The sequence below is a fragment of the Micromonospora ferruginea genome (assembly GCF_013694245.2).
Lineage (GTDB): Bacteria > Actinomycetota > Actinomycetes > Mycobacteriales > Micromonosporaceae > Micromonospora > Micromonospora robiginosa.
On record NZ_CP059322.2, the window covers coordinates 915,135 to 934,109 of the forward strand.

Below are 18,975 nucleotides of genomic sequence, written 5' to 3' on the forward strand. Positions count from 1 at the left end.
AGTTTGAAAACTTCGCCCACGGTCTTGACACGGAGGGCCCTTCAGTAAGAACTTTTACCACTAACAGTTAACACTCTTTTCCGAAAGGCTCCCGCCGATGGCCGAGCACGACGTCGACACCTCCGCGGCGACCGCGGTGGTCGATGCCGCCCCGGCCGACCGGCGGGGCGACGGGGTGCTGGCCAGGGTCCGGGCCGGCGCGGGTGAGCTGACCGGGGCGCTGCGCCGGGTCGCCGAGCACGTGCTCAGCGACCCGGAGGCGGCGGCCCGGGCGACCATCGTGGAGCTGGCCGAGCGGAGCGGCACCTCACCCGCGACGATCACCCGGTTCTGCCGGGCGATGGGCTTCGAGGGCTACGCCGACCTGCGGCTCGGCATCGCCGCCGAGACCGGCCGGGCCCGCTCCGCCGGCTGGACCGTGGACATCGGCCGGGAGATCCAGCCCGGCGACCCGCTGTCCCGGGTGCTCGACCAGATCATGGCCGCCGACACCCGCGCCATGCACGACACCGCCGCGCTGCTCGACCTGGCCGAGGTGGAACGGGCGGCGGTCGCCATCGCCGGGGCCAACCGGGTGAACATCTTCGGCGCCAGCGGCAGCGCCCTGGTCGGCGAGGAGATGCAGTTCAGCCTGCACCGCATCGGGGTGGCCGCCTGGGCCTGGAGCGATGTGCACGAGGGGCTGGCCAGCGCCGCGCTGCTCGGCGTCGGCGACGTCGCGCTCGGCATCTCGCACACCGGCCAGACCCGGGAGACCATCGAGCTGCTCGCCGAGGCCGGCAGCCGGGGTGCGACCACCGTCGCGCTGACCGGCTTCCCCCGCTCGCCGCTGGCCGAACTCGCCGACATCGTCCTGGTCACCGCCAGCCAGGCGACGACCTTCCGGCCGGACGCGCTCTCCGCCCGGCACCCGCAGCTCGTCGTGCTCGACCTGCTCTACATCGCGGTGGCGCAGCGCACCCACGACCGCGCCCACGCGGCCTTCCGGCGTACCGCCCAGGCCGTCGACGGGCACAAGGCCGCGAAGGGGTCCCTCTCATGATCAGTGCCCAGCGGTACGCGGACGCCGTCCGCCCGGTGCTCGACCGGCTGGTGGACAGCCAGGCGGTGGCGGTGGACCGGGCGGCGGACCTGATCGCCGGCGGCCTGCGCGCCGGTGGTGTCCTGCAGGCGTTCGGCGCCGGCCACTCCGAGGCGTTCGCCGCCGAGCTGGTGGCGCGCGCCGGCGGTCTGGTCCCCACCAACCGACTCTCCCTGCACGACCTCGTGCTGCACGGCGACGCGCCCCGCGACGTGCTCGCCGACCCCAAGCTGGAACGCGACCCGGAGGTGGCGCACCGGCTCTACGCCCTGGCCGCGCCGCAGCCGGAGGACGTGTTCGTGGTCGCCTCGCAATCAGGCATCAACGGCTCGGTGGTCGAGCTGGCGACGCTGGTCAAGCGCGGTGGTCATCCGTTGATCGCGGTCACCTCGGTCGAGCACACCGCCCGGGTCGCCCCTCGGCACCCCTCCGGGCACCGGCTCGCCGACCTCGCCGACGTCGTGCTGGACAACGGCGCGCCGTACGGCGACGCACTGCTGCCGCTCGAGGGCGGCGGCGCGGTCTGTGCGGTCTCCTCGGTCACCGCGGCGCTGCTGGCGCAGCTGCTGACCGCCGAGGTCGTACGACGGTTCCACCAGGCCGGAGAGGTACCCCCTATCTACCTCTCCGCCAACGTCCCCGGTGGGGACGAGCACAACCTCGCCCTCGAGTCGCGGTACGCCGGGCGCCTCCGGCGGACCGCCTGACCCGACACCACAAGGAGAGACACCATGTCGGTTACCCCCGAGAAGTCCGACCTCAGCCGTCGGACCCTGCTGCAGCGCGCCGGCGCGGCGGGCCTGCTGGCCGTTCCGGCGGCCGGTCTGCTCAGCGCCTGCGCCGGCAGCGAGCCGAGCAAGTCCGACAGCGGCGGCGGCGCGGCCAAGAGCAAGGACAACCCGTTCGGCGTCAAGGACGACAGCGCCGTCAAGGTGGTGGTCTTCAACGGTGGGCTGGGCGACCAGTGGGCCAAGGAGGACACCGTCGTCTTCAACGCCAAGCACCCCAAGGTCACGGTCAACATGTCTTCCACCCAGAAGATCAAGACCGAAGAGCAGCCGAAGATGGCGACCCAGCCGAGCGACCTGGTGATGAACTCGGGCGCCGACATGATGGACCGCAGCACGCTGATCAACGAGGGCGCCATCGAGCCGCTCGACGACCTGCTCACCGCGCCCGCCTGGGACGGCGAGGGCACGGTCGGCGACTCGCTGCTGCCGGGCACGGTCGGCGACGGCACCCAGAACGGCAAGTTCTACGTGGTGAACGTGGCCTACACGGTCTGGGGCAACTGGTACAACGCCGCCCTGTTCAAGAAGGAGGGCTGGACGGCGCCGACGACCTGGGACGAGTTCTTCGCCCTGGCGCCGAAGATCAAGGCCAAGGGCATGGCGCCGTACGTGCACGACGCCATCCACGGCTACTACCCGCGCTGGGGGCTGTTCGCCAGCATCTGGAAGGCGGTCGGCAAGCAGGCCGTCATCGACATCGACAACCTGAAGGACGGCGCCTGGAAGGCCGACGGCATCGTCGCGGCGCTCCAGCCGTGGGAGAAGCTGGTCAAGGACAAGCTGCTGCTGCCGGGCAAGCTCAACCACACCCAGTCGCAGCAGGCGTGGCTGGACGGCAAGGCCGCGTTCATCCAGGTCGGCACGTGGCTGAAGAACGAGATGGCGGCGACCATCCCGCCGGGCTTCGAGCTGACCATCTCGGACTACTGGAGCAACAGCGGCGACAAGTCCGCCAAGGACGTCTTCGCCTCCTCCGGCGAGGGTTTCGTGGTGCCCAGCAAGGCGCCGAACAAGGCGGCCGCCAAGGAGTTCCTGCGGGCCATCCTGTCCAAGGAGGGCTCGGCGAAGTTCGCCGAGCTGACCAAGTCGCTGGCCTCGACCAAGGGCTCCGGCGACAAGGTCCAGGACAGCGCGCTCGCCTCGGCCAACGCCCTGGTGAAGGGTGGCAGCTCGGACCTGATCTCGGTCAAGTTCCCGGACTTCTACGCCGACCTGGACAAGGAGAGCCAGAACCTCTCCGAGGAGCTCTTCGCCGGCCGGCTCACCGCCCAGCAGTTCGTCGACAAGATGCAGGCGGCCGCCGACAAGGTCGCCAAGGACTCGTCGATCAAGAAGCAGACCCGCACCGCCTGATCTCGTCGAGGAAGTGAGTCAAATGCGGCACGGAGTCGCGCGTTTCGTCACGGGCTTCCTGGCCCTGCCCGTCGCGCTGTACCTGTTCTACGTGGTGTGGCCGTTCGCGCAGGCGGCCGGGTACTCGTTGACCGACTGGGGTGGGTACTCGGACTCCCAGCGCTTCGTCGGGCTGGACAACTATGTCCGGCTGTTCTCCGACGAACTGATCCGGAAGGCGTTCTGGCACAACGTTTTCTTCCTGGTCACCGTGCCGCTGTTCACCATCGGGCTGGCCCTGCTCCTCGCGTTCCTGCTCAACGTGGGCGGGCGCGAGGACAGGGCCGGCATCCGAGGGGTGTTCGGATCCGGCCTCTACAAGGTCATCTTCTTCTTCCCGCAGGTGCTCTCGCTGGTCGTCGTCGCGGTGATGTGGCAGCAGATCTACCGCAGCGACGAGCAGGGGCTGATCAACGGACTGCTGATCAAGATCGGGTTGGTGGACGCGGACAACCCGATCGCCTTCACCGCCGACCCGGAGCCGTTCCTCGGCATCCCGGCGGTGCTCTGGTGGCTGCTGCTCATCGCGGTGTGGAGCGGCGCCGGCTTCTACATGGTGCTCTTCTCCGCGGCCATGCAGTCGATCCCGAAGGACATCTACGAGGCCGCCATCCTCGACGGCGCGGGCCGGTTCCACACGTTCTTCAAGGTGACCCTGCCGCTGCTGCGCGACACCATCTCGGTCGCCTGGGTCTACCTCGGCTTCATCGCGCTGGACATGTACGCGCTGGTCTTCGTCATGACGCCGAGCCAGGGCGGGCCGAACCACGCCAGTGAGATCTTCGCGTCGGTGCTCAACTTCACCGCGTTCCAGAAGGGCCAGTTCGGCTACGCCTGCGCGATGGGTGTGGCGCTGGCGATCTTCACGATCCTGCTCGCCGCGCTGCAGCTGAGGATCACCCGTCGTGACCGTATCGAGTACTGAAGGAGGCGCGGCGATGAGCACGGCGACGCACGGTCTCGACCGGGCCGACAAGGCCGCCACCGGGTCCACCCCGGGCCCCGTACGCCGAGGGGAGCGGCACCGCGGCGGTGTCGGCTCCCGGATCTTCAACGGCTTCTCCCACGTGTTCCTCGTGGTGTGGACGTTGATGGTCATCTACCCGCTGCTGTGGGTGGTGATGTCGTCGTTCAAGGACGACTCCGAGGTGATCCGGAAGCCGCTCTCGCTGATCCCGGACAAGCTGCACTGGGAGAACTTCGGCCGGGCCTGGACCGAGGGGCACCTCGGCGCGTTCTTCCTGAACACCGTGCTGGTGCTGGTCGGCAGCGTCACGCTGACCATGCTGCTCGGCTCGATGGCCGCGTACGCGCTGGCGCGGTTCGAGTTCCGCGGCAACCGGCTGATCTACTACATGTTCCTGTCCGGGCTGACCCTGCCGATCTACCTGGCGGCGGTGCCGCTGTTCAAGGGCGTCTACAACACCGGGATCAGCTTCCCGCTGCTCGGCCCGAACAAGCACCTGATGCTGATCCTGGTCTACGTGGCCTGGTCGCTGTCGTTCACGATCTTCTTCATGCACTCGTTCTTCCGGACGCTGCCCGACTCGATCGCCGAGGCGGCCCAGGTCGACGGGGCGTCGCACACCCGCACGTTCTTCAGCGTGATGCTGCCGATGGCCAAGCCGGGCCTGATCAGCATCGGCATCTTCAACGTGCTCGGCCAGTGGAACCAGTGGTACCTGCCGACGCTGCTGATGCAGTCGGTGGCCGGTGAGCCGAAGCACCAGGTGATCGCGCAGGGTCTGATCGAGCTGTCGGTCAACCAGGGCTACAAGTCCGACTGGTCCGGTTTGTTCGCCGGGGTGACCATGGCGATGCTGCCGGTGCTGATCGTGTACATCGTCTTCCAGCGCCAGGTGCAGTCCGGCCTCACCGCCGGCGTCGGCAAGTAGCCGCCCTACCCCGCCGGGGCGTGCGCCAGGCGGGGCCCCCGCTCAACCGCGTGGTGTTAAGCGGGGGCCCCGCCTATGCGGAAAACGTTAAGCGGGGCCCCCGCCTTACACGCGCAGCGTGTCGGTGGGGCGAGGCAGAATCACGTCCGTGCTGGTGGCGGTGGTGACGGACGAGCGGGGCGGCGGCGTGCTGCGACCGCTGCACGCCGACGGCAGCCCGGCCGGCCCGGCCGAGGAGACGCCCGACCTGGCCGCCGCGGTCGCCGCACGCGAAGCCGCCGAGCGGCCCCGCTGGGTGTGGGCCGCCGGCGCGGGCGTCTACCCGGCTCTGCTGCGCGCCGGGGTCCGGCTCGACCGCTGCCACGACGTCGAGCTGACCGAGGCGTTGCTGCTCGGGCACGCCGGCCGCTGGGGCGAGCCGCGCGCGCTGCCCGCCGCCTGGGCCCGGCTGACCGGCGCGCCGGTCCCGCCCGACCCGACGCCCCGCCCGCCGGAGCCGCCCGGCCACGGCCAGGTCGCGCTCTTCGACGCGCCGTCCGGCCCGCCGGGCCCCGGCCTCACGGCGCTGACCCGGGTGTACGCCGACCAGCTCGCCCGGATCGCCGCGACCGCCCAGCCCGGCCGGTTCCGCCTGCTGGTGGCCGCCGAGTCGGCCGGCGCGCTGGTGGCCGCCGAGATGGGCGCGGCCGGCCTGCCGTGGCGGGTCGACGTGCACGACGCGATCCTGGCCGAGCTGCTCGGTGAGCCGTCCCCGGTCGGCGGGCCGCCGCGTCGGCTGGCCGATCTGCAGGCGCGGATCGCCGCCGCGTTCGGCGTACGCCGGTTGCACGCCGACTCGCCGGCGGAGCTGTTGCGGGCGTTCGCCCGCGCGGGCGTGGAGCTGCCGAACACCCGGGCCTGGGTGCTGCGCGGGGTGGAGCACCCGGCGGTGCCGCTGGTCCTGGAATACAAGGAGCTCTACCGGATCTGGACGGCGCACGGTTGGGCCTGGCGCGACGCCTGGGTGTCCGGCGGCCGGTTCCACCCGGAGTACGTGCCCGGTGGCGTGGTCTCCGGTCGGTGGGCGACGCGGGGCGGCGGCGCGTTGCAGATCCCGAAGGTGATCCGGCGGGCGGTGGTGGCCGACCCGGGGTGGACGTTCGTGGTGGCCGACGCCGGTCAGCTCGAACCCCGGGTCCTCGCCGCGGTCTCCGGGGACGAGCGGCTGGCCGCCGCGGGTGGGGCCGGCGATCTTTACGCGGCGCTGGCCCGCGACGCCTTCGCCGGTGACCGGGCCCGGGCCAAGGTGGCGCTGCTCGGCGCGATGTACGGGCAGACCGGCGGCGCGGCGGTGCCGGCCCTGGCGGTGCTGCGGAAGAGCTACCCGACCGCGTTCGGCTACGTCGAGGCGGCGGCGCGCACCGGCGAGGCGGGTGGGCTGGTCCGGTCGTGGCTGGGTCGCACCTGCCCGCCGGGCGCGGTGGGGTTCGCCGACTCCGACGATCCGGCGTCGGACGGCGAGGTGGATCCGCACAGCCCGTCGGCGCGGGCGGCCCGCTCCCGGGGGCGGTTCACCCGCAACTTCGTCATTCAGGCCACCGCCGCCGAGTGGGCTTCGACGCTGCTGGCCACGCTCCGTGCCGAGCTGGCCGGCACCGGCGGTGAGCTGGTCTTCTTTCAGCACGACGAGGTGATGGTGCACTGTCCGGTCGGTGCGGCGGAGGCGGTCACCGAGGCGGTTTCCGCGGCCGGCGCGCGGGCCACCCGGCTGCTGTTCGGCGACACCCCGGTCCGCTTCCCGCTCGACGTGTCCACGGTGGACTGCTACGCCGATGCGGCATAGTCACACAATTTTCCGTTTTGCCCCGCTACCCGGTCCCGCGCGCGCTCGTTGGGCCCCATGTGCGTACGACGGGACGGACCGGGCGCTGCTGTGCCCGGTCCGTCCCCCTGGTCGAGGGGGCACCGCTGAACCGGATCGCTGCAATGATCATCGCCGCTGGCGGCGGCCGCCGCATCGGCGGACCCGAGGCGCTGCTGCACCAGGGGGAGAAGCCGCTGGTGAGCCGGATGGTCGACACCATGACCGAGTCCGGCTGCGCGCAGGTCGTGGTCGTGCTCGGCGCGGCGGCCGAGCAGGTGCGGCGGACCACCGACCTGACCGGCGCCACGGTCGTGGTCAACCGGGCCTGGGGGACCGGCGTCGGCTCCTCGATCCGGGCCGGGCTCGCCGCGCTGACCGACGACGACATCGAGGCGGTCGTCGTGGTGCCGGTGGACATGCCCGGTCTCACCGCCGCGGCGGTGCGGCGGGTGGCCGCCCTGCCCTACCCGGACGCGCTGGTCTGCGCCACCTACGAGGGCCTGCGCAACTACCCGATGCTCTTCGGCCGCCGGCACTGGCCCGGCATCGCCACGCTGGCCAGCGCCGACGTCGGCGCCCGGCCCTACCTGCTGGCGCACAAGGACCAGATCGTCGACATCGCCTGCGACGCGGTGGCCGACGGCAGCCGGATCGACAGCCCGGAGCTGATGGCGCTCTACGGCCTGTCCGTGCCCGAGCAGCGCATCGGCGCCTGACCGGCCGCCGCCACGATGTCGGACCCGCCTGCCAGGATGCCGGCGTGGCATACGACGAGGACCTGGCGAACCGGGTGCGCGAGTTGGTCGGGCGCGAGCCCGGCATCGACGAACGACGCATGTTCGGCGGCCTGGCGATGATGCTGCGCGGCAACATGGCCGTGGTGATCCGGGGCGCGGGCGGCCTGATGGTGCGCGTCGACCCGGCGGAGTCCGCGCGGGCGCTCGCCGAGCCCGGCGCCGAGGCGACCGTGATGCGCGGGCGGCCGATGCGCGGCTGGGTCACCGTCGACCCGTCGGCCTGCGCGCGCGACGCCGACCTGGCCCGGTGGGTCGACCGGGGTGTCCGCACGGCCGCCGGCCTGCCGGCGAAGTGACCCGCGCGCCCGGTTAAATCGGCTGCGCCGCCGGCCGTCGCGTCCTACGCTCGGCGCCCAGCCGGCCGGGTTGCTGCCCACGGGCCGGCTGGGTCGCCTTCGGGCCGGGCAGCGGATCGGAGACGAACACCGCGATGACGATCGACCTCTTCGCGATCAGTGTCGACGCGCGGGAGCCGCTGCGGCTCGCGCGCTTCTGGGCCGGGTTGCTCGGCCGGGAGGTGGTCGACGACCCCGGCGAGGGGGTTGCGCTGCGGCCCGACGGCGACGCCGTCCTCCGCATCCGGTTCCTGCCGGCCGACACGCCGAAGGTCGGGCAGAACCGCATCCACTTCGACCTGACCAGCGCGTCGTCGCAGGGCCAGCGGGAGACGGTGGCCCGGGCGATCGAGCTGGGCGGGCGGCACGCCGACGTCGGCCAGCGGGGCGACGAGGGGCACGTGGTGCTCGCCGACGGCGAGGGCAACGAGTTCTGCGTCACCGAGGCGGGCAACAACTTCCTCGCCGGCTGCGGCTTCGTCGGCGCGGTCAACTGCGACGGCTCCCAGGCGGTCGGCTACTTCTGGCACGAGGCGCTGGGCTGGCCGCTGGTCTGGGACCAGGACGAGGAGACCGCGATCCAGTCGCCACGGGGCGGCTCGAAGATCACCTGGAGCGGCCCGCCGCTGCTGCCCCGGCACGGCCGCGACCGCATCCACCTGGACCTCGCGCCGCCGGCCGGCGGCGACCGGGAGGCGGAGATCGACCGGCTGCTCGCGCTCGGGGCGACCCGGGTCGGTGTCGGCCGGCACACCGCCGACGACGTGGTGCTGGCCGATCCCGACGGCAACGAGTTCTGCGTGCTGACGCCCCGGTAGCGCGAGCCGAGCCGGGGTGACCCGAAGGCGGCGCAACCCGACCCGGAGACGCTTTGGAGCTGAGAGCAGCAACGACTCGGCTGTCCCGTCGGCGTCGAGTCGTTCGTGCTATCAGCTCGAAAGGCTCCAGACCGACGGCACCCGATCCCGATCCCGGCCCCGGCGCGGTGTTCGTCGTAGCCGACGCGTGCCGGCGAGGACCGCCGAGGCGACGTCGCCGGTCAGACCTGGATGTCGAAGCGTTGCAGCACCGAGGGCGCGACCAGGCCCAGCGTGGCGAGCACGGCCAGCACGGTCAACGCCCCGCGCAGCACCACCGTCTCGGCCTTGCTGCCGGTGCGCAGCGCGACGCTGTTGGGCAGCCCGATCATCGTCCACATCCGCCGTTTGATCGGGATGGGCCAGAGGATCGGCACGCCCGCGCGGGTGATCATGTCGCCGAGGATGTGCACGAAACAGCCCACCCCGACGGCCAGCCCGATCATCGGATAGCCCCGGTCGCCGGGCAGGTTGGCGAAGGTGAACCAGGCCGCGGCGGCGGACACCAGCGTGACCACCACCCAGCCGGCCCGCTCGGCCCACTCGTCGAAGAGACCGCGCAGCGCCAGACCGATCATGAAGAACAGGATGCTGACCACCGCCCACTTGCCGTAGTGGGCGCAGAGCGCGGTGGTGCCCCAGCCGACCAGCACCGTGAACGGCACGGTGTGGGTCAGCGTGCGGTGCCCGTTGTTGCGGCGCGGATCCTTGCTCAGCTTCGTCGCGTAGTAGACGCCGAGCGAGATCTTCTCCATCACCTCGGCGACGAAGAGGCTGAACACGCCGAACGTCCGGGCCACGGTGGCGCCGCCCTGGTTGCGGGTGACCTTGCCGGAGAGGTCGAGGTCGGGAAAGAGCGCCCCGCCCGCGCAGACCGCGGTGCCCACCGCCAGCGCCAGCGGAGTCTGGTGATAGTCGGCGAACTGGTCCAGCGCCCAGGAGCCGGTCAGCCACACCGCCGCGCCGGACAGCGCGTGGGACGGTCCCATCATCTCGGCTCGCCCTCCCCAGAGATCTTGATCGACAGAAACTACGCCACTGTAGTCAGTCGGTGCGACGGCGGGGCATCACGAAGTATGTCGGCACAGGTGGGCGCGGTGGTGCCGACTGTCGGCGATGGGACGCCGCCCGGTCACCCCGCCGTGCGGGTGGGCCGGATCGGCCGGATGCTGTCGCGGATCAGCGCGAACTGCTCGTCGGCGGCGGCCCAGTCGGCGTCGGAGGTGGTCAGGCCCAGCGTCCACCCGGCCTCCTCGCCGGGCAGCACCCGCAGCGCGTGCATGCGTTCCCCGTACGGCGCGGTCCAGCGGCACTCCCACACCGCGCCGTCGCCGTCGGCGGCGAGTCGGACCTTCTCGTACCGGGGGAGCCGGCCCGCGGAGGTGAGGTCCCGCTCGGCCGAGCGCAGCCGGCCGACCGGATCCCCGCCCGGGTAGGGCTCGACGCCCAGGATGCGCCGGGTGGCCGGGTCCTGGAAGCAGGTGGTGTCCCCGGAGCGGAGTTGGAGCCAGCCGGCGGGCAGGGCGATGTGGAACCCGCCGGTGTCGGCCGGCCACACCCACCCGGCGGGCACGGTCACCGCCGGGTCGGCCGGCGGCGGACCCTTCTGCACCGGGCTGCCCGCCACGTCGGGCCGGATGCAGGGGAACGGGGGTGGCGGCGGTGGCCCGCCGCCGCCGGGCGGTCCGCCCGGTCGCTCCCAGGGCTGACCGACGGGCTCGCCGTGCCGGTCGCCGTCCGACGGGTGGTCGCGGTCGACGGCGAGCGCGGTGCCGACGCCGGCCAGCACCGCCAACAGCACGGCGCCCGCGGTGAAACCCCAGCGGCGGGTGGTCGTCCGGCCACGGTCGCCGCCGGCGGGTGGGCCGCCCGGGGTGTCGTCGTCGCGCCCCTCACGGCCGGCGTCGTCGTGCGGCGCGCGCACGCCCGGGACCGGACCGTCGTGCGGCGCGCGCACGCCGGGGACCGGGGCGCCGTGGGCGGTGCCACCGGGCCCGGGTACGCCGCGGCGCGTCTCGCCGCGCGCGGGGTCGTCGCCGAGCGCGCCGCTGCCCGTCGCGCTGCGGAGCCGACCGCTGTCGGAAGGGCCGCCGGTGGTGACCGGTGGTGGGGTCGGCGGGGGGATGCCGCCCGGCGAGGGGGTGTGCACCGGGCTGACGGCGTCGGCCCGCGTGGCCGGGCCCTCCGGGCCGGCGGGGTTGCCCGGGTCCACGAAGCTGGTCAGGACCGTCGGGCCCAGCCCACCGACGGGCCGCTCGGGTGTGTCCCGGGCCGTCCCGTCGTCTCCCGCGCGGGCCGCCTCGCCGGCGCGGCGGTCCTCCGCCCCGTCGGACGAGGCCGGATCGTCCTCGTCCGGTCGCGCCCACTCGCTGCGCCGGGCCGCGCGGCTCCAGGCCCGCGCGGCGGCGGCCGGCGGCATCAGGTCCGGATAGCCGACGGTCGGTCGAGCGCCCGAGTCGGTGTCGTCGCCGTCGTCCGGGCCGTCCCAGCCGGTGGTCCGGTCCCAGCCGCCGTCGGTCCCGCCCCAGCCGGTCGTGCGGTCCCACGCGTCCCAGCCGTCCGATTCGGGCCGGCCGGCGCGGGTGGGTCCGGCGTGGCGCGTACCGGCGGGCCCGGGCCCGCCGGTCGGCCGCCCGGCCACCGGGGAGCCGGGCGGGCCGATCGGCGGAGCGGCGCGCCCGACCGCGGCGCCGGGTGGAGCGGCGGGAGCGGCGTCGTCCGGCGGTGGGACGGTCGACCCCGACCGCGTCACCGGCGGGACGGCGATGCTGGAGCCGGTCAACGGCGGGACCGCCGGTCCGGACCGGGGCACCGGTGGGATGCCGATGCGGGAGCCGCTCAGCGGCGGGACGGCCGTCCCCGGCCCGGCCGTGCGGGACGCGGACGCCGCCCCCGCTTCGGCGGCGGCCGGCCGGTCCGGGGTGACGGCGGGCGGCTCGGCGGCGGTGGCGAGCAGCCGGGCGATGTCGTCGTGGCCGAGCCGGTTGCGCGGGTCGCGGCGGAGCAGCCCGACCAGCACCGGCATCAGCGGGCCGGCGTGCGGCGCCGGGTCCGGGGGTTGGCTGGCCAGCGCCGCCAGGGTGGCCATCGCGGTGCTGCGGGCGTACGGCGAGCGGCCCTCCACGGCGGCGTGCAGGGTGGCGCCGAGCGACCACAGGTCCGCCTCGACGCTGGACACGCTCTCGGCCGCGCGCTCCGGGGCGACGTACTGCGGGGAGCCGAGGACCAGGCCCGGACGGGTCATCGCGCCGTCGCCGCCCTCGAACACGGCCAGCCCGAAGTCGGTGAGCAGCACCCGCCCGTCCAGGGCCAGCAGCACGTTCGCGGGTTTCACGTCGCGGTGCAGGACCCCGGCCCGGTGGGCGGCGCGCAGCGCGGCGTGCACCGCCACCCCGATCTCGGCGGCCCGGCGCGGCGGCAGCGGCCCGTCGGTCTCGATGATCTCCTGTAACGAGCGCGACGGGACGTACTCCATGATCAGCCACGGGTCGCCGTTGACCCGGACCACGTCGTAGACCCGGACCACGTTGGGGTGGTTGAGCCGGGCGGCCGTGCGGGCCTCGCGCAGCGTGCGGGCACGAAGCTCGTCGCGCTCGCTCTCGGCGAGCCAGTTCGGCGGCAGCACCTGCTTCACCGCGACCTCGCGCTGAAGCTCCTCGTCCCGGGCTCGCCAGACCTGGCCCATCCCGCCGCGGCCGACCAGATCGATCAGGCGGTACCGTCCGGCGATCACCACTTCCCGCACCGCACTCCTCACCGCTGGTTGGTCCACAATAGCCAACGGATCGGGTCGGACCTATCCCATCAGGGCGGCGGGCCTCAGCTCGCCGCGCCGGCCAGCAGGTTTCCGTCCGGAATGGCGATGGCCGGACGGCCGCCGGCCAGCAACGCGGCGGCCCGTCGGGCCTGGAACGGGTGGTGTTCCCGGCGCGCGGCGGCGTAGCTGACCGCGGTGCGGGCCGCGATGGCCGACCAGGCGTACCGCCGGGTGACCATGACGCGTGCCCTGCGCGCCACCCGGCGGGCGAAGACCTCGTCGCCGAGCAGCCGGTCGACGGCGCCGGCCAGCGCCTCGGCGTCGCCGTGCGGGAACGTCACCCCGGTCACCCCCGGCTCGACGATCTCGGCCAGCCCGCCGGTGCGGGCGACCGCGAGCGGCGCGCCGGCGGCCGCCGCCTCCAGGGCGATCATGCCGAACGGCTCGTAGAGGCTGGGGATCACGGTGGCGTCGGTGGCGGCGAGCACCGCGGGGAGCTGGCCGGCGTCCAGGAAGCCGGCGAAGCGGACCGTGTCGCCCAGGCGCAGCCGGTGCGCCCGGTCGACCAGCTCGTCGCGGTACGGGCCGTCCCCGGCGATCACCACCCGCAGCCCCGGGTGCCGGTCGGCCAGGTGCGGTACGGCGTCCACCAGGTGCTGCACGCCCTTTTCGTAGACCAGCCGGCCGGCGTACCCGACCAGCGGGCCGCGCCCGGCGAAGCGGGCGCGGGCGGAGGCGACCGCCTGCGGGCGGGCCCGCCAGGCCCGGTCGTCCACGCCGTTGGCCACCACGTCGACCCGCCCGGCCGGCACGTCGAACAGCCGCGACACCTGCTCGCGCATGTAGCCGGAGCAGGCGATCACCCGGGCCGAGGCGTTGCTCAGCCAGTGCTCGACGCCGTGGATGGTGCGGTTCATCTCCCCGGGCAGCCAGCCCTGGTGCCGGCCGGCCTCGGTGGCGTGGATCGTGGTGACCAGGGGCACGTCCAGGTGTTCGGCCAGGGTGACGGCGGTGTGCGCGACCAGCCAGTCGTGGGCGTGGATCACGTCGTACGCGCCGGTGCCGGCGGCGCGCAGGGCGGCGCGGGTGAGCGTGTGGTTGAACGCCATGGTCCAGGCCAGCAGCGAGTCGGTGGCCAGCGGGAACCGGACCGGGTCCTCGGCGGCGCGGACGATCCGGACGCCGTCGGCGTACTCCTCCACGGGTGTGCCCTCGGCGTGCCGGGTGACCACGGTGACCTCGTGCCCGGCGGCGGCCAGGGCGACGGAGAGCGCGTGCACGTGCCGGCCGAGGCCGCCGACGAGCACGGGCGGGTATTCCCAGGAGAGCAGCAGCACCCGCAGGCGCCGGGCGGGCTGGATGTCGATCACTTCGGCGTCAGCGGACACGCGGCCCCCTTGAAGTTGTGGTCGTCCCCGCCGGAGGCGGCACCGCGGCGGGTGTCCGGTGGGGTCGGCACCCATCCTGCCCACGGGTCGATAACCGGCGGCGACGCGCCGGTTGCCGGTCTGTAACGCGTTACCGGCGCGCGCGCCGCGCGCGCAGCAGCTCCGCCACCGACCACGCCTGGAACGGGCAGCCGGTGGCCGCGTGCGGCGCGGCGCCGTCGGCGGTCTCGCTGACCGAGCCCAGGCCGTCCTCGACCAGGTGCCCCTCCAACCCCACCAGCAGGTCCGCTGTGGGCAGGCCCGCCTTCCGGTACGCGTCGAGCAGCGGCCCGGTCAGCCACGGCCAGACCGTGCCCTGGTGGTAGGCGGAGTCCCGCTCGGCCGGGCCGCCCCGGTGCCGGCCGGTGAAGCCGGGGGAGTCGGGGGCGAGGCTGCGCGGGCCGAGCGGGGTGAACAGCGCCTCGGTGAGCCGGCGCAGCGTGACCTCGTCCGGCTCCAGCGGCGCGTACGGCAGGGACCAGGCGAGCAACTGGTTGGGGCGCAGCAGGTCGTCGTCGTGGTGCGGGGCGCCGCCGAGGGGGTACGCGGGCGCCGGGGCGTCCACCACGTCGTGCAGCCAGCCGGCCGGCGCCGGGAACCGCTCCCGGAACGCGCCGGTCGCCCGGCCGTGCAGGTCCCACAGGGCGGTGGCGTCGCGCCCGGCCAGCTCGGTCAACTCGGCGAGCCCGGCCAACCCGTTGATCCACAGCGCGTTGACCTCGACCGGCTTGCCGGTGCGCGGGGTCACCGGCACGCCGTACACCCGGGCGTCCATCCAGGTCAGCGCCACGTCCGGCGGGCCGCCCTGGGTGAGCAGGCCGTCGGCGGGGTCGACGCCGATGCCGTAGCGGGTGCCGGCCACGTGCGCCTCGACCACCCCGTGCAGCGCGGGCAGCAGCTCGTCGCCGAGGTCGGTGTCGCCGGTGACCGTGACGTGCCGGCTCACCGCGTGCAGGAACCAGAGCGTGGCGTCGACCGTGTTGTGCTCGACCCGGCCGGTGTCGGCGGTGTTCGCCAGCATGCCCGCCGACAGCGTCCCCGCGTACGCCCGCAGCAGCTCCCGGCCCTCGTCGGCCCGGTTGGTGCAGAGGAACAACCCCTCGTAGGAGATCATGGTGTCCCGGGACCAGGCGCCGAACCAGGGGTAGCCGGCCACCACGTCCGGGCCGGTCGCGGTGCGGACCACGAACGCGTCGGCGGCCAGCGCCAGCGTCGCGGAGACCGCGTCGTCGGGCTTCGCGGCGGCCACCACCGCCCGGTTGCGCCGCCGGGTCGCCTCGACCACCGCGGTCGCCGGCGGCGGCTCCTCGGCCAGGTCGTCCGCCCAGGCCAGCACCGTCACGGTCGCGCCGGGGGTGTCCAGCGCGCCGGAGAAGCGGCCCGCGTACCAGAGATCCTCGTCCGGGCTGAGGCCACGGGTGGCCTCGACCCGGTGCCGGACGCCGAGCCACCACTGGCCCTCGGGGGTCCAGTCCGGCCCGGCGAGCCGGAACGCGCCGTCGACGATCGCGCCGCCGGCCGCCGGCTCCAGCCGGGGCGCCGGACCGTCGGCCCGCCGCTCGCCGTGCGCGTCGCGCCAGGTGCAGGCCGCGGCCAGGTCCAGCCGGACCGGGCCGCCGGAGACCAGCCGGTGGACCACGGCTACGCAGGACCGGCCGTACGTCATGGCGATCTCCCGCTCGATCACCACGTCACCGATCCGCCACCGCCAGCGCGGCACCCCGTCGGTCAGGTCGAAGCGCTCCAGCAGCTCGAAGCCGCGCGGGTCGACCACCCCGGAGGACCACTCGTGCGCGCCCAGCCGGACCTGCCGCCCGGACGGCAGGGTGACCGCCGGGTCGAGGCTCACGAGTCCCACCTTGCGGGACGCCGGCGTCCGGCCCGGCACCACGAGCAACCCGTGGTAGCGGCGGGTGCGCAGCCCGGCCACGGTGCCCGTGGCGTAACCACCGAGCCCGTCCGTGACCAGCCATTCCCGCCCGGCGGCGGCGGACAGCTCCCCGCAGACCTGCGGGCCGAACCGGATGTCGATCAACTTTCCTCCACCGGCAGCGAGGTGTGACATGCCACGACGACAATGGCCGCTGTGGAGAAGTACCCCGGCGGCGTCGAAGATGTGCGGGTGATCACCGACCGCCCGACCTCCGCGACCTCCGACCCCGAGCGGCACCGCCTCGCCCAGGCCGACGCCGGGGAGCAGGACTGGCGCGCATGGGGCCCCTATCTGTCCGAGCGGGCGTGGGGGACGGTACGGGAGGACTACAGCGAGCACGGCACGGCGTGGGACTACTTCCCCCACGATCACGCGCGGTCCCGAGCCTACCGGTGGAACGACGACGGCATGGCGGGCGTCTGCGACGACCGGCAGACGTTCTGCTTCGCGCTGGCGCTGTGGAACGGCCGGGACCCGATCCTCAAGGAGCGGATGTTCGGCCTCGGCGGCGACGGCGGCAACCACGGCGAGGACGTCAAGGAGTACTGGTGGTATCTCGACAGCACTCCCACCCACTCGTGGATGCGCTGGCGCTACCACTATCCGCAGGCCGCCTTCCCGTACGACGAGCTGGTCGCGGTGAACGCGCTGCGCGGCCGCGACGACACCGAGTACGAGCTGGTGGACACCGGCATCTTCGACGACGACCGGTACTGGGCGGTGACCGTCGACTACGCCAAGGCGTCACCGACCGACATGTGCGTGCTGGTCACGGTCGCGAACCGGGGTGACGAGGACGCCACCCTGCACGTGCTGCCCACGCTCTGGTTCCGCAACACCTGGGCGTGGGGGCTGCCCGGCGCCGACCGGGTGCCGGCGCTGCACGGCACCGGTTCCCGGCTGGTCGGCGAGCACTGGGTGCTCGGCCAGTTGCTGCTGGAGGGCGACGGCGACCCGACGCCGCTGCTCTGCGACAACGAGACCAACGCCGAGCGGCTGTGGGGGCTGGCCGGGCGCTCCGCGTACCCGAAGGACGGGATCAACGACCACGTGGTCGCCGGCGCGGCCACCGTCAACCCGGAGCGCGTCGGCACCAAGGGCGCGCTGCACTACGTGCTGGACGTGCCGGCCGGCGGGCAGCGGCAGATCCGACTGCGGCTGACCCGCACCGCCCCGCCGCCGGCCGCCGACCCGCCCGCCCCCGCCGACCTCGGCGACGGGTTCGACACCGTGCTCTGGGCCCGCCGGGCGGAGGCGAACCGGTTCTTCGACAGCCTGATCCCGGCCGCGGCCACCGCCGACGAGGCGCTGATCGCCCGCCAGGCCATCGCCGGGCTGATGTGGGGCAAGCAGTTCTACCACTTCGACGTCAAGCGCTGGCTGGAGGGCGATCCCGGGTCCGCGCCGCCGCCGGCCGGCCGCCGGCACGGGCGCAACAGCGCCTGGTGGCACATGACCAGCTTCGACGTGTTCTCCATGCCGGACCCGTGGGAATATCCCTGGTACGCGGCCTGGGACCTGGCCTTCCACTGCGTGACCATCGCCCGGGTCGACCCGGGCTTCGCCAAGGAGCAACTGCTGCTCCTGCTGCGCGAGTGGTACCTGCACCCGAACGGGCAGATCCCGGCGTACGAGTGGGCGTTCGGGGACGTGAACCCACCGGTGCACGCCTGGGCCGCGCTGAAGGTCTTCGAGATCGACGGCTCCCGCGACCACGAGTTCCTCGCCCGGGTGATGCAGAAGCTGCTGCTCAACTTCACCTGGTGGGTCAACCGCAAGGACACCGGCGGCAACAACGTCTTCGAGGGCGGCTTCCTCGGCCTGGACAACGTCGGACCGTTCGACCGCTCGGCCGCGCTGCCGGTGGCCGGCACGCTGGAGCAGTCCGACGGCACCGGCTGGATGGCCATGTACGCGCTCAACCTGCTCGACATGGCGATCGTGCTGGCCGAGCACGACCACGCGTACACCGACACCGCCACGAAGTTCTTCGAGCACTTCGCGTACATCGCCGCGGCGGCGTACGAGCAGGGGTTGTGGGACGCCGAGGACGCGTTCTTCTACGACGTGCTGCGGCTGGCCGACGGCACGAAGGTGCCGCTGAAGGTCCGCTCGGTGGTGGGGCTGCTGCCGCTGGCCGCGGTCACCCGGCTCACCGCGCGGACCATGCGCCGCCTGCCCGAGCTGGGCGCCCGGCTGCGCTGGTTCCTGACCAACCGCCCCGAGTACGCCGACGTGATCGGCGCCCGCCGGCTCGGTCCGGACGGCACCCAGCAGCGGCTGCTGTCCATGGTCGGCCCGGAGCAGGTGGTGCGGCTGCTGGCCCGGATGCTCGACACCGACGAGTTCCTCTCCGAGTACGGCCTGCGCACGCTCTCCCGCGCCCACCTGGACAAGCCGTTCACGGTCACGCTCGGCGGGCAGGAGTTCAGCGTCGGCTACGAGCCGGCCGAGTCGACCAGCGGCCTGTTCGGCGGCAACTCCAACTGGCGTGGTCCGATCTGGATGCCGACGAACTTCCTGCTGATCAACGCGTTGCGGGACCACGCCGCGTTCTTCGGCGACGACCTCCAGGTCGAGTACCCGACCCGCTCCGGGGTGAAGCACACGCTGGACGAGATCGCCGACGACCTCTCGGCCCGGCTGATCTCGCTGTTCACCCGCGACGGGTGGGGGCGGCGGCCCATCTACGGGGCGGCGCAACTGTTCCAGACCCACCCGGACTGGCGGGACCTGATCTGCTTCCCGGAATACTTCCACGGCGACAACGGCGCCGGGTTGGGCGCGTGGCACCAGACCGGCTGGACGGCGCTGGTCGCCGACCTGATCCTCACCCGGCGCCGCTGAGCCGGGCGCCGTCGCACCGC

General features: G+C 73.6%; 14 protein-coding genes. 10 read left to right on the forward strand and 4 right to left on the reverse strand.

From position 1 onward, the window contains the following. Positions 1-97 precede the first annotated feature (97 nt). From H1D33_RS04295 to H1D33_RS04335, 9 genes are all read left to right on the forward strand, one after another. Positions 98-1,042 carry a MurR/RpiR family transcriptional regulator gene (locus H1D33_RS04295; RefSeq protein ID WP_181569293.1) on the forward strand — a complete coding sequence of 315 codons (945 nt, stop codon included), beginning with the start codon at positions 98-100 and terminating at the stop codon, positions 1,040-1,042. Continuing rightward, positions 1,039-1,788, forward strand: a complete 750-nt coding sequence (locus H1D33_RS04300) for an SIS domain-containing protein (RefSeq protein ID WP_181569292.1) — start codon at positions 1,039-1,041, stop codon at positions 1,786-1,788. Before H1D33_RS04295 ends, H1D33_RS04300 begins: the two co-directional genes overlap by 4 nt. Before the next feature lie 24 nt (positions 1,789-1,812). Then, the gene (gene ngcE / locus H1D33_RS04305; RefSeq protein WP_181569291.1) at positions 1,813-3,225 is read left to right on the forward strand and encodes an N-acetylglucosamine/diacetylchitobiose ABC transporter substrate-binding protein; all 1,413 of its coding nucleotides are present in this window, start codon (positions 1,813-1,815) and stop codon (positions 3,223-3,225) included. A 22-nt stretch (positions 3,226-3,247) separates the two neighbouring features. After that, positions 3,248-4,189, forward strand: a complete 942-nt coding sequence (locus H1D33_RS04310; RefSeq protein ID WP_091066649.1) for a carbohydrate ABC transporter permease — start codon at positions 3,248-3,250, stop codon at positions 4,187-4,189. A gap of 13 nt (positions 4,190-4,202) precedes the next feature. Further along, positions 4,203-5,159 carry a carbohydrate ABC transporter permease gene (locus H1D33_RS04315; RefSeq protein WP_181569290.1) on the forward strand — a complete coding sequence of 319 codons (957 nt, stop codon included), beginning with the start codon at positions 4,203-4,205 and terminating at the stop codon, positions 5,157-5,159. Positions 5,160-5,307: 148 nt separating this feature from the next. After that, positions 5,308-6,981, forward strand: coding sequence for a bifunctional 3'-5' exonuclease/DNA polymerase (locus H1D33_RS04320; protein ID WP_246411697.1), 1,674 nt, complete (start codon positions 5,308-5,310; stop codon positions 6,979-6,981). 143 nt (positions 6,982-7,124) lie between these two features. Then, on the forward strand, positions 7,125-7,718 hold the full coding sequence (locus H1D33_RS04325; RefSeq protein ID WP_181569289.1) for a nucleotidyltransferase family protein: 594 nt from the start codon (positions 7,125-7,127) through the stop codon (positions 7,716-7,718). A 44-nt stretch (positions 7,719-7,762) separates the two neighbouring features. Then, positions 7,763-8,095: a TfoX/Sxy family protein gene (locus tag H1D33_RS04330; RefSeq protein ID WP_181569288.1), complete on the forward strand. Its 333-nt coding sequence runs from the start codon at positions 7,763-7,765 to the stop codon at positions 8,093-8,095. Between the two features lie 134 nt (positions 8,096-8,229). Then, positions 8,230-8,952, forward strand: coding sequence for a VOC family protein (locus H1D33_RS04335; protein WP_181569287.1), 723 nt, complete (start codon positions 8,230-8,232; stop codon positions 8,950-8,952). 221 nt (positions 8,953-9,173) lie between these two features. Here H1D33_RS04335 and H1D33_RS04340 read toward each other — a convergent pair whose 3' ends face one another. The 4 genes from H1D33_RS04340 to H1D33_RS04355 form a co-directional block, all read right to left on the reverse strand. Continuing rightward, on the reverse strand, positions 9,174-9,983 hold the full coding sequence (locus H1D33_RS04340; protein WP_181569286.1) for a metal-dependent hydrolase: 810 nt from the start codon (positions 9,981-9,983) through the stop codon (positions 9,174-9,176). A gap of 140 nt (positions 9,984-10,123) precedes the next feature. Further along, positions 10,124-12,736 (reverse strand): serine/threonine protein kinase, encoded by a 2,613-nt coding sequence (locus H1D33_RS04345; protein WP_181569285.1) that lies wholly within the window; start codon positions 12,734-12,736, stop codon positions 10,124-10,126. A 74-nt stretch (positions 12,737-12,810) separates the two neighbouring features. Then, positions 12,811-14,136 carry a glycosyltransferase family 4 protein gene (locus H1D33_RS04350; protein WP_181569284.1) on the reverse strand — a complete coding sequence of 442 codons (1,326 nt, stop codon included), beginning with the start codon at positions 14,134-14,136 and terminating at the stop codon, positions 12,811-12,813. Between the two features lie 130 nt (positions 14,137-14,266). Further along, the gene (locus tag H1D33_RS04355; RefSeq protein WP_181569283.1) at positions 14,267-16,210 is read right to left on the reverse strand and encodes an amylo-alpha-1,6-glucosidase; all 1,944 of its coding nucleotides are present in this window, start codon (positions 16,208-16,210) and stop codon (positions 14,267-14,269) included. A gap of 42 nt (positions 16,211-16,252) precedes the next feature. On the opposite strand from H1D33_RS04355, the gene H1D33_RS04360 reads away from it, so the two are divergent. Next, positions 16,253-18,955: an MGH1-like glycoside hydrolase domain-containing protein gene (locus H1D33_RS04360; protein ID WP_307755344.1), complete on the forward strand. Its 2,703-nt coding sequence runs from the start codon at positions 16,253-16,255 to the stop codon at positions 18,953-18,955. Positions 18,956-18,975: the final 20 nt, after the last annotated feature.

Bases quoted from the DNA above. Each gene is read 5' to 3' on its own strand.
- H1D33_RS04310 (WP_091066649.1), top strand. From the start codon at position 3,248: ATGCGGCACGGAGTCGCGCGTTTCGTCACGGGCTTCCTGGCCCTGCCC.
- ngcE (WP_181569291.1), top strand. From the start codon at position 1,813: ATGTCGGTTACCCCCGAGAAGTCCGACCTCAGCCGTCGGACCCTGCTG.
- H1D33_RS04315 (WP_181569290.1), top strand. From the start codon at position 4,203: ATGAGCACGGCGACGCACGGTCTCGACCGGGCCGACAAGGCCGCCACC.
- H1D33_RS04335 (WP_181569287.1), top strand. From the start codon at position 8,230: ATGACGATCGACCTCTTCGCGATCAGTGTCGACGCGCGGGAGCCGCTG.
- H1D33_RS04325 (WP_181569289.1), top strand. From the start codon at position 7,125: ATGATCATCGCCGCTGGCGGCGGCCGCCGCATCGGCGGACCCGAGGCG.
- H1D33_RS04340 (WP_181569286.1), bottom strand. From the start codon at position 9,983: ATGATGGGACCGTCCCACGCGCTGTCCGGCGCGGCGGTGTGGCTGACC.
- H1D33_RS04300 (WP_181569292.1), top strand. From the start codon at position 1,039: ATGATCAGTGCCCAGCGGTACGCGGACGCCGTCCGCCCGGTGCTCGAC.
- H1D33_RS04295 (WP_181569293.1), top strand. From the start codon at position 98: ATGGCCGAGCACGACGTCGACACCTCCGCGGCGACCGCGGTGGTCGAT.
- H1D33_RS04360 (WP_307755344.1), top strand. From the start codon at position 16,253: ATGGCCGCTGTGGAGAAGTACCCCGGCGGCGTCGAAGATGTGCGGGTG.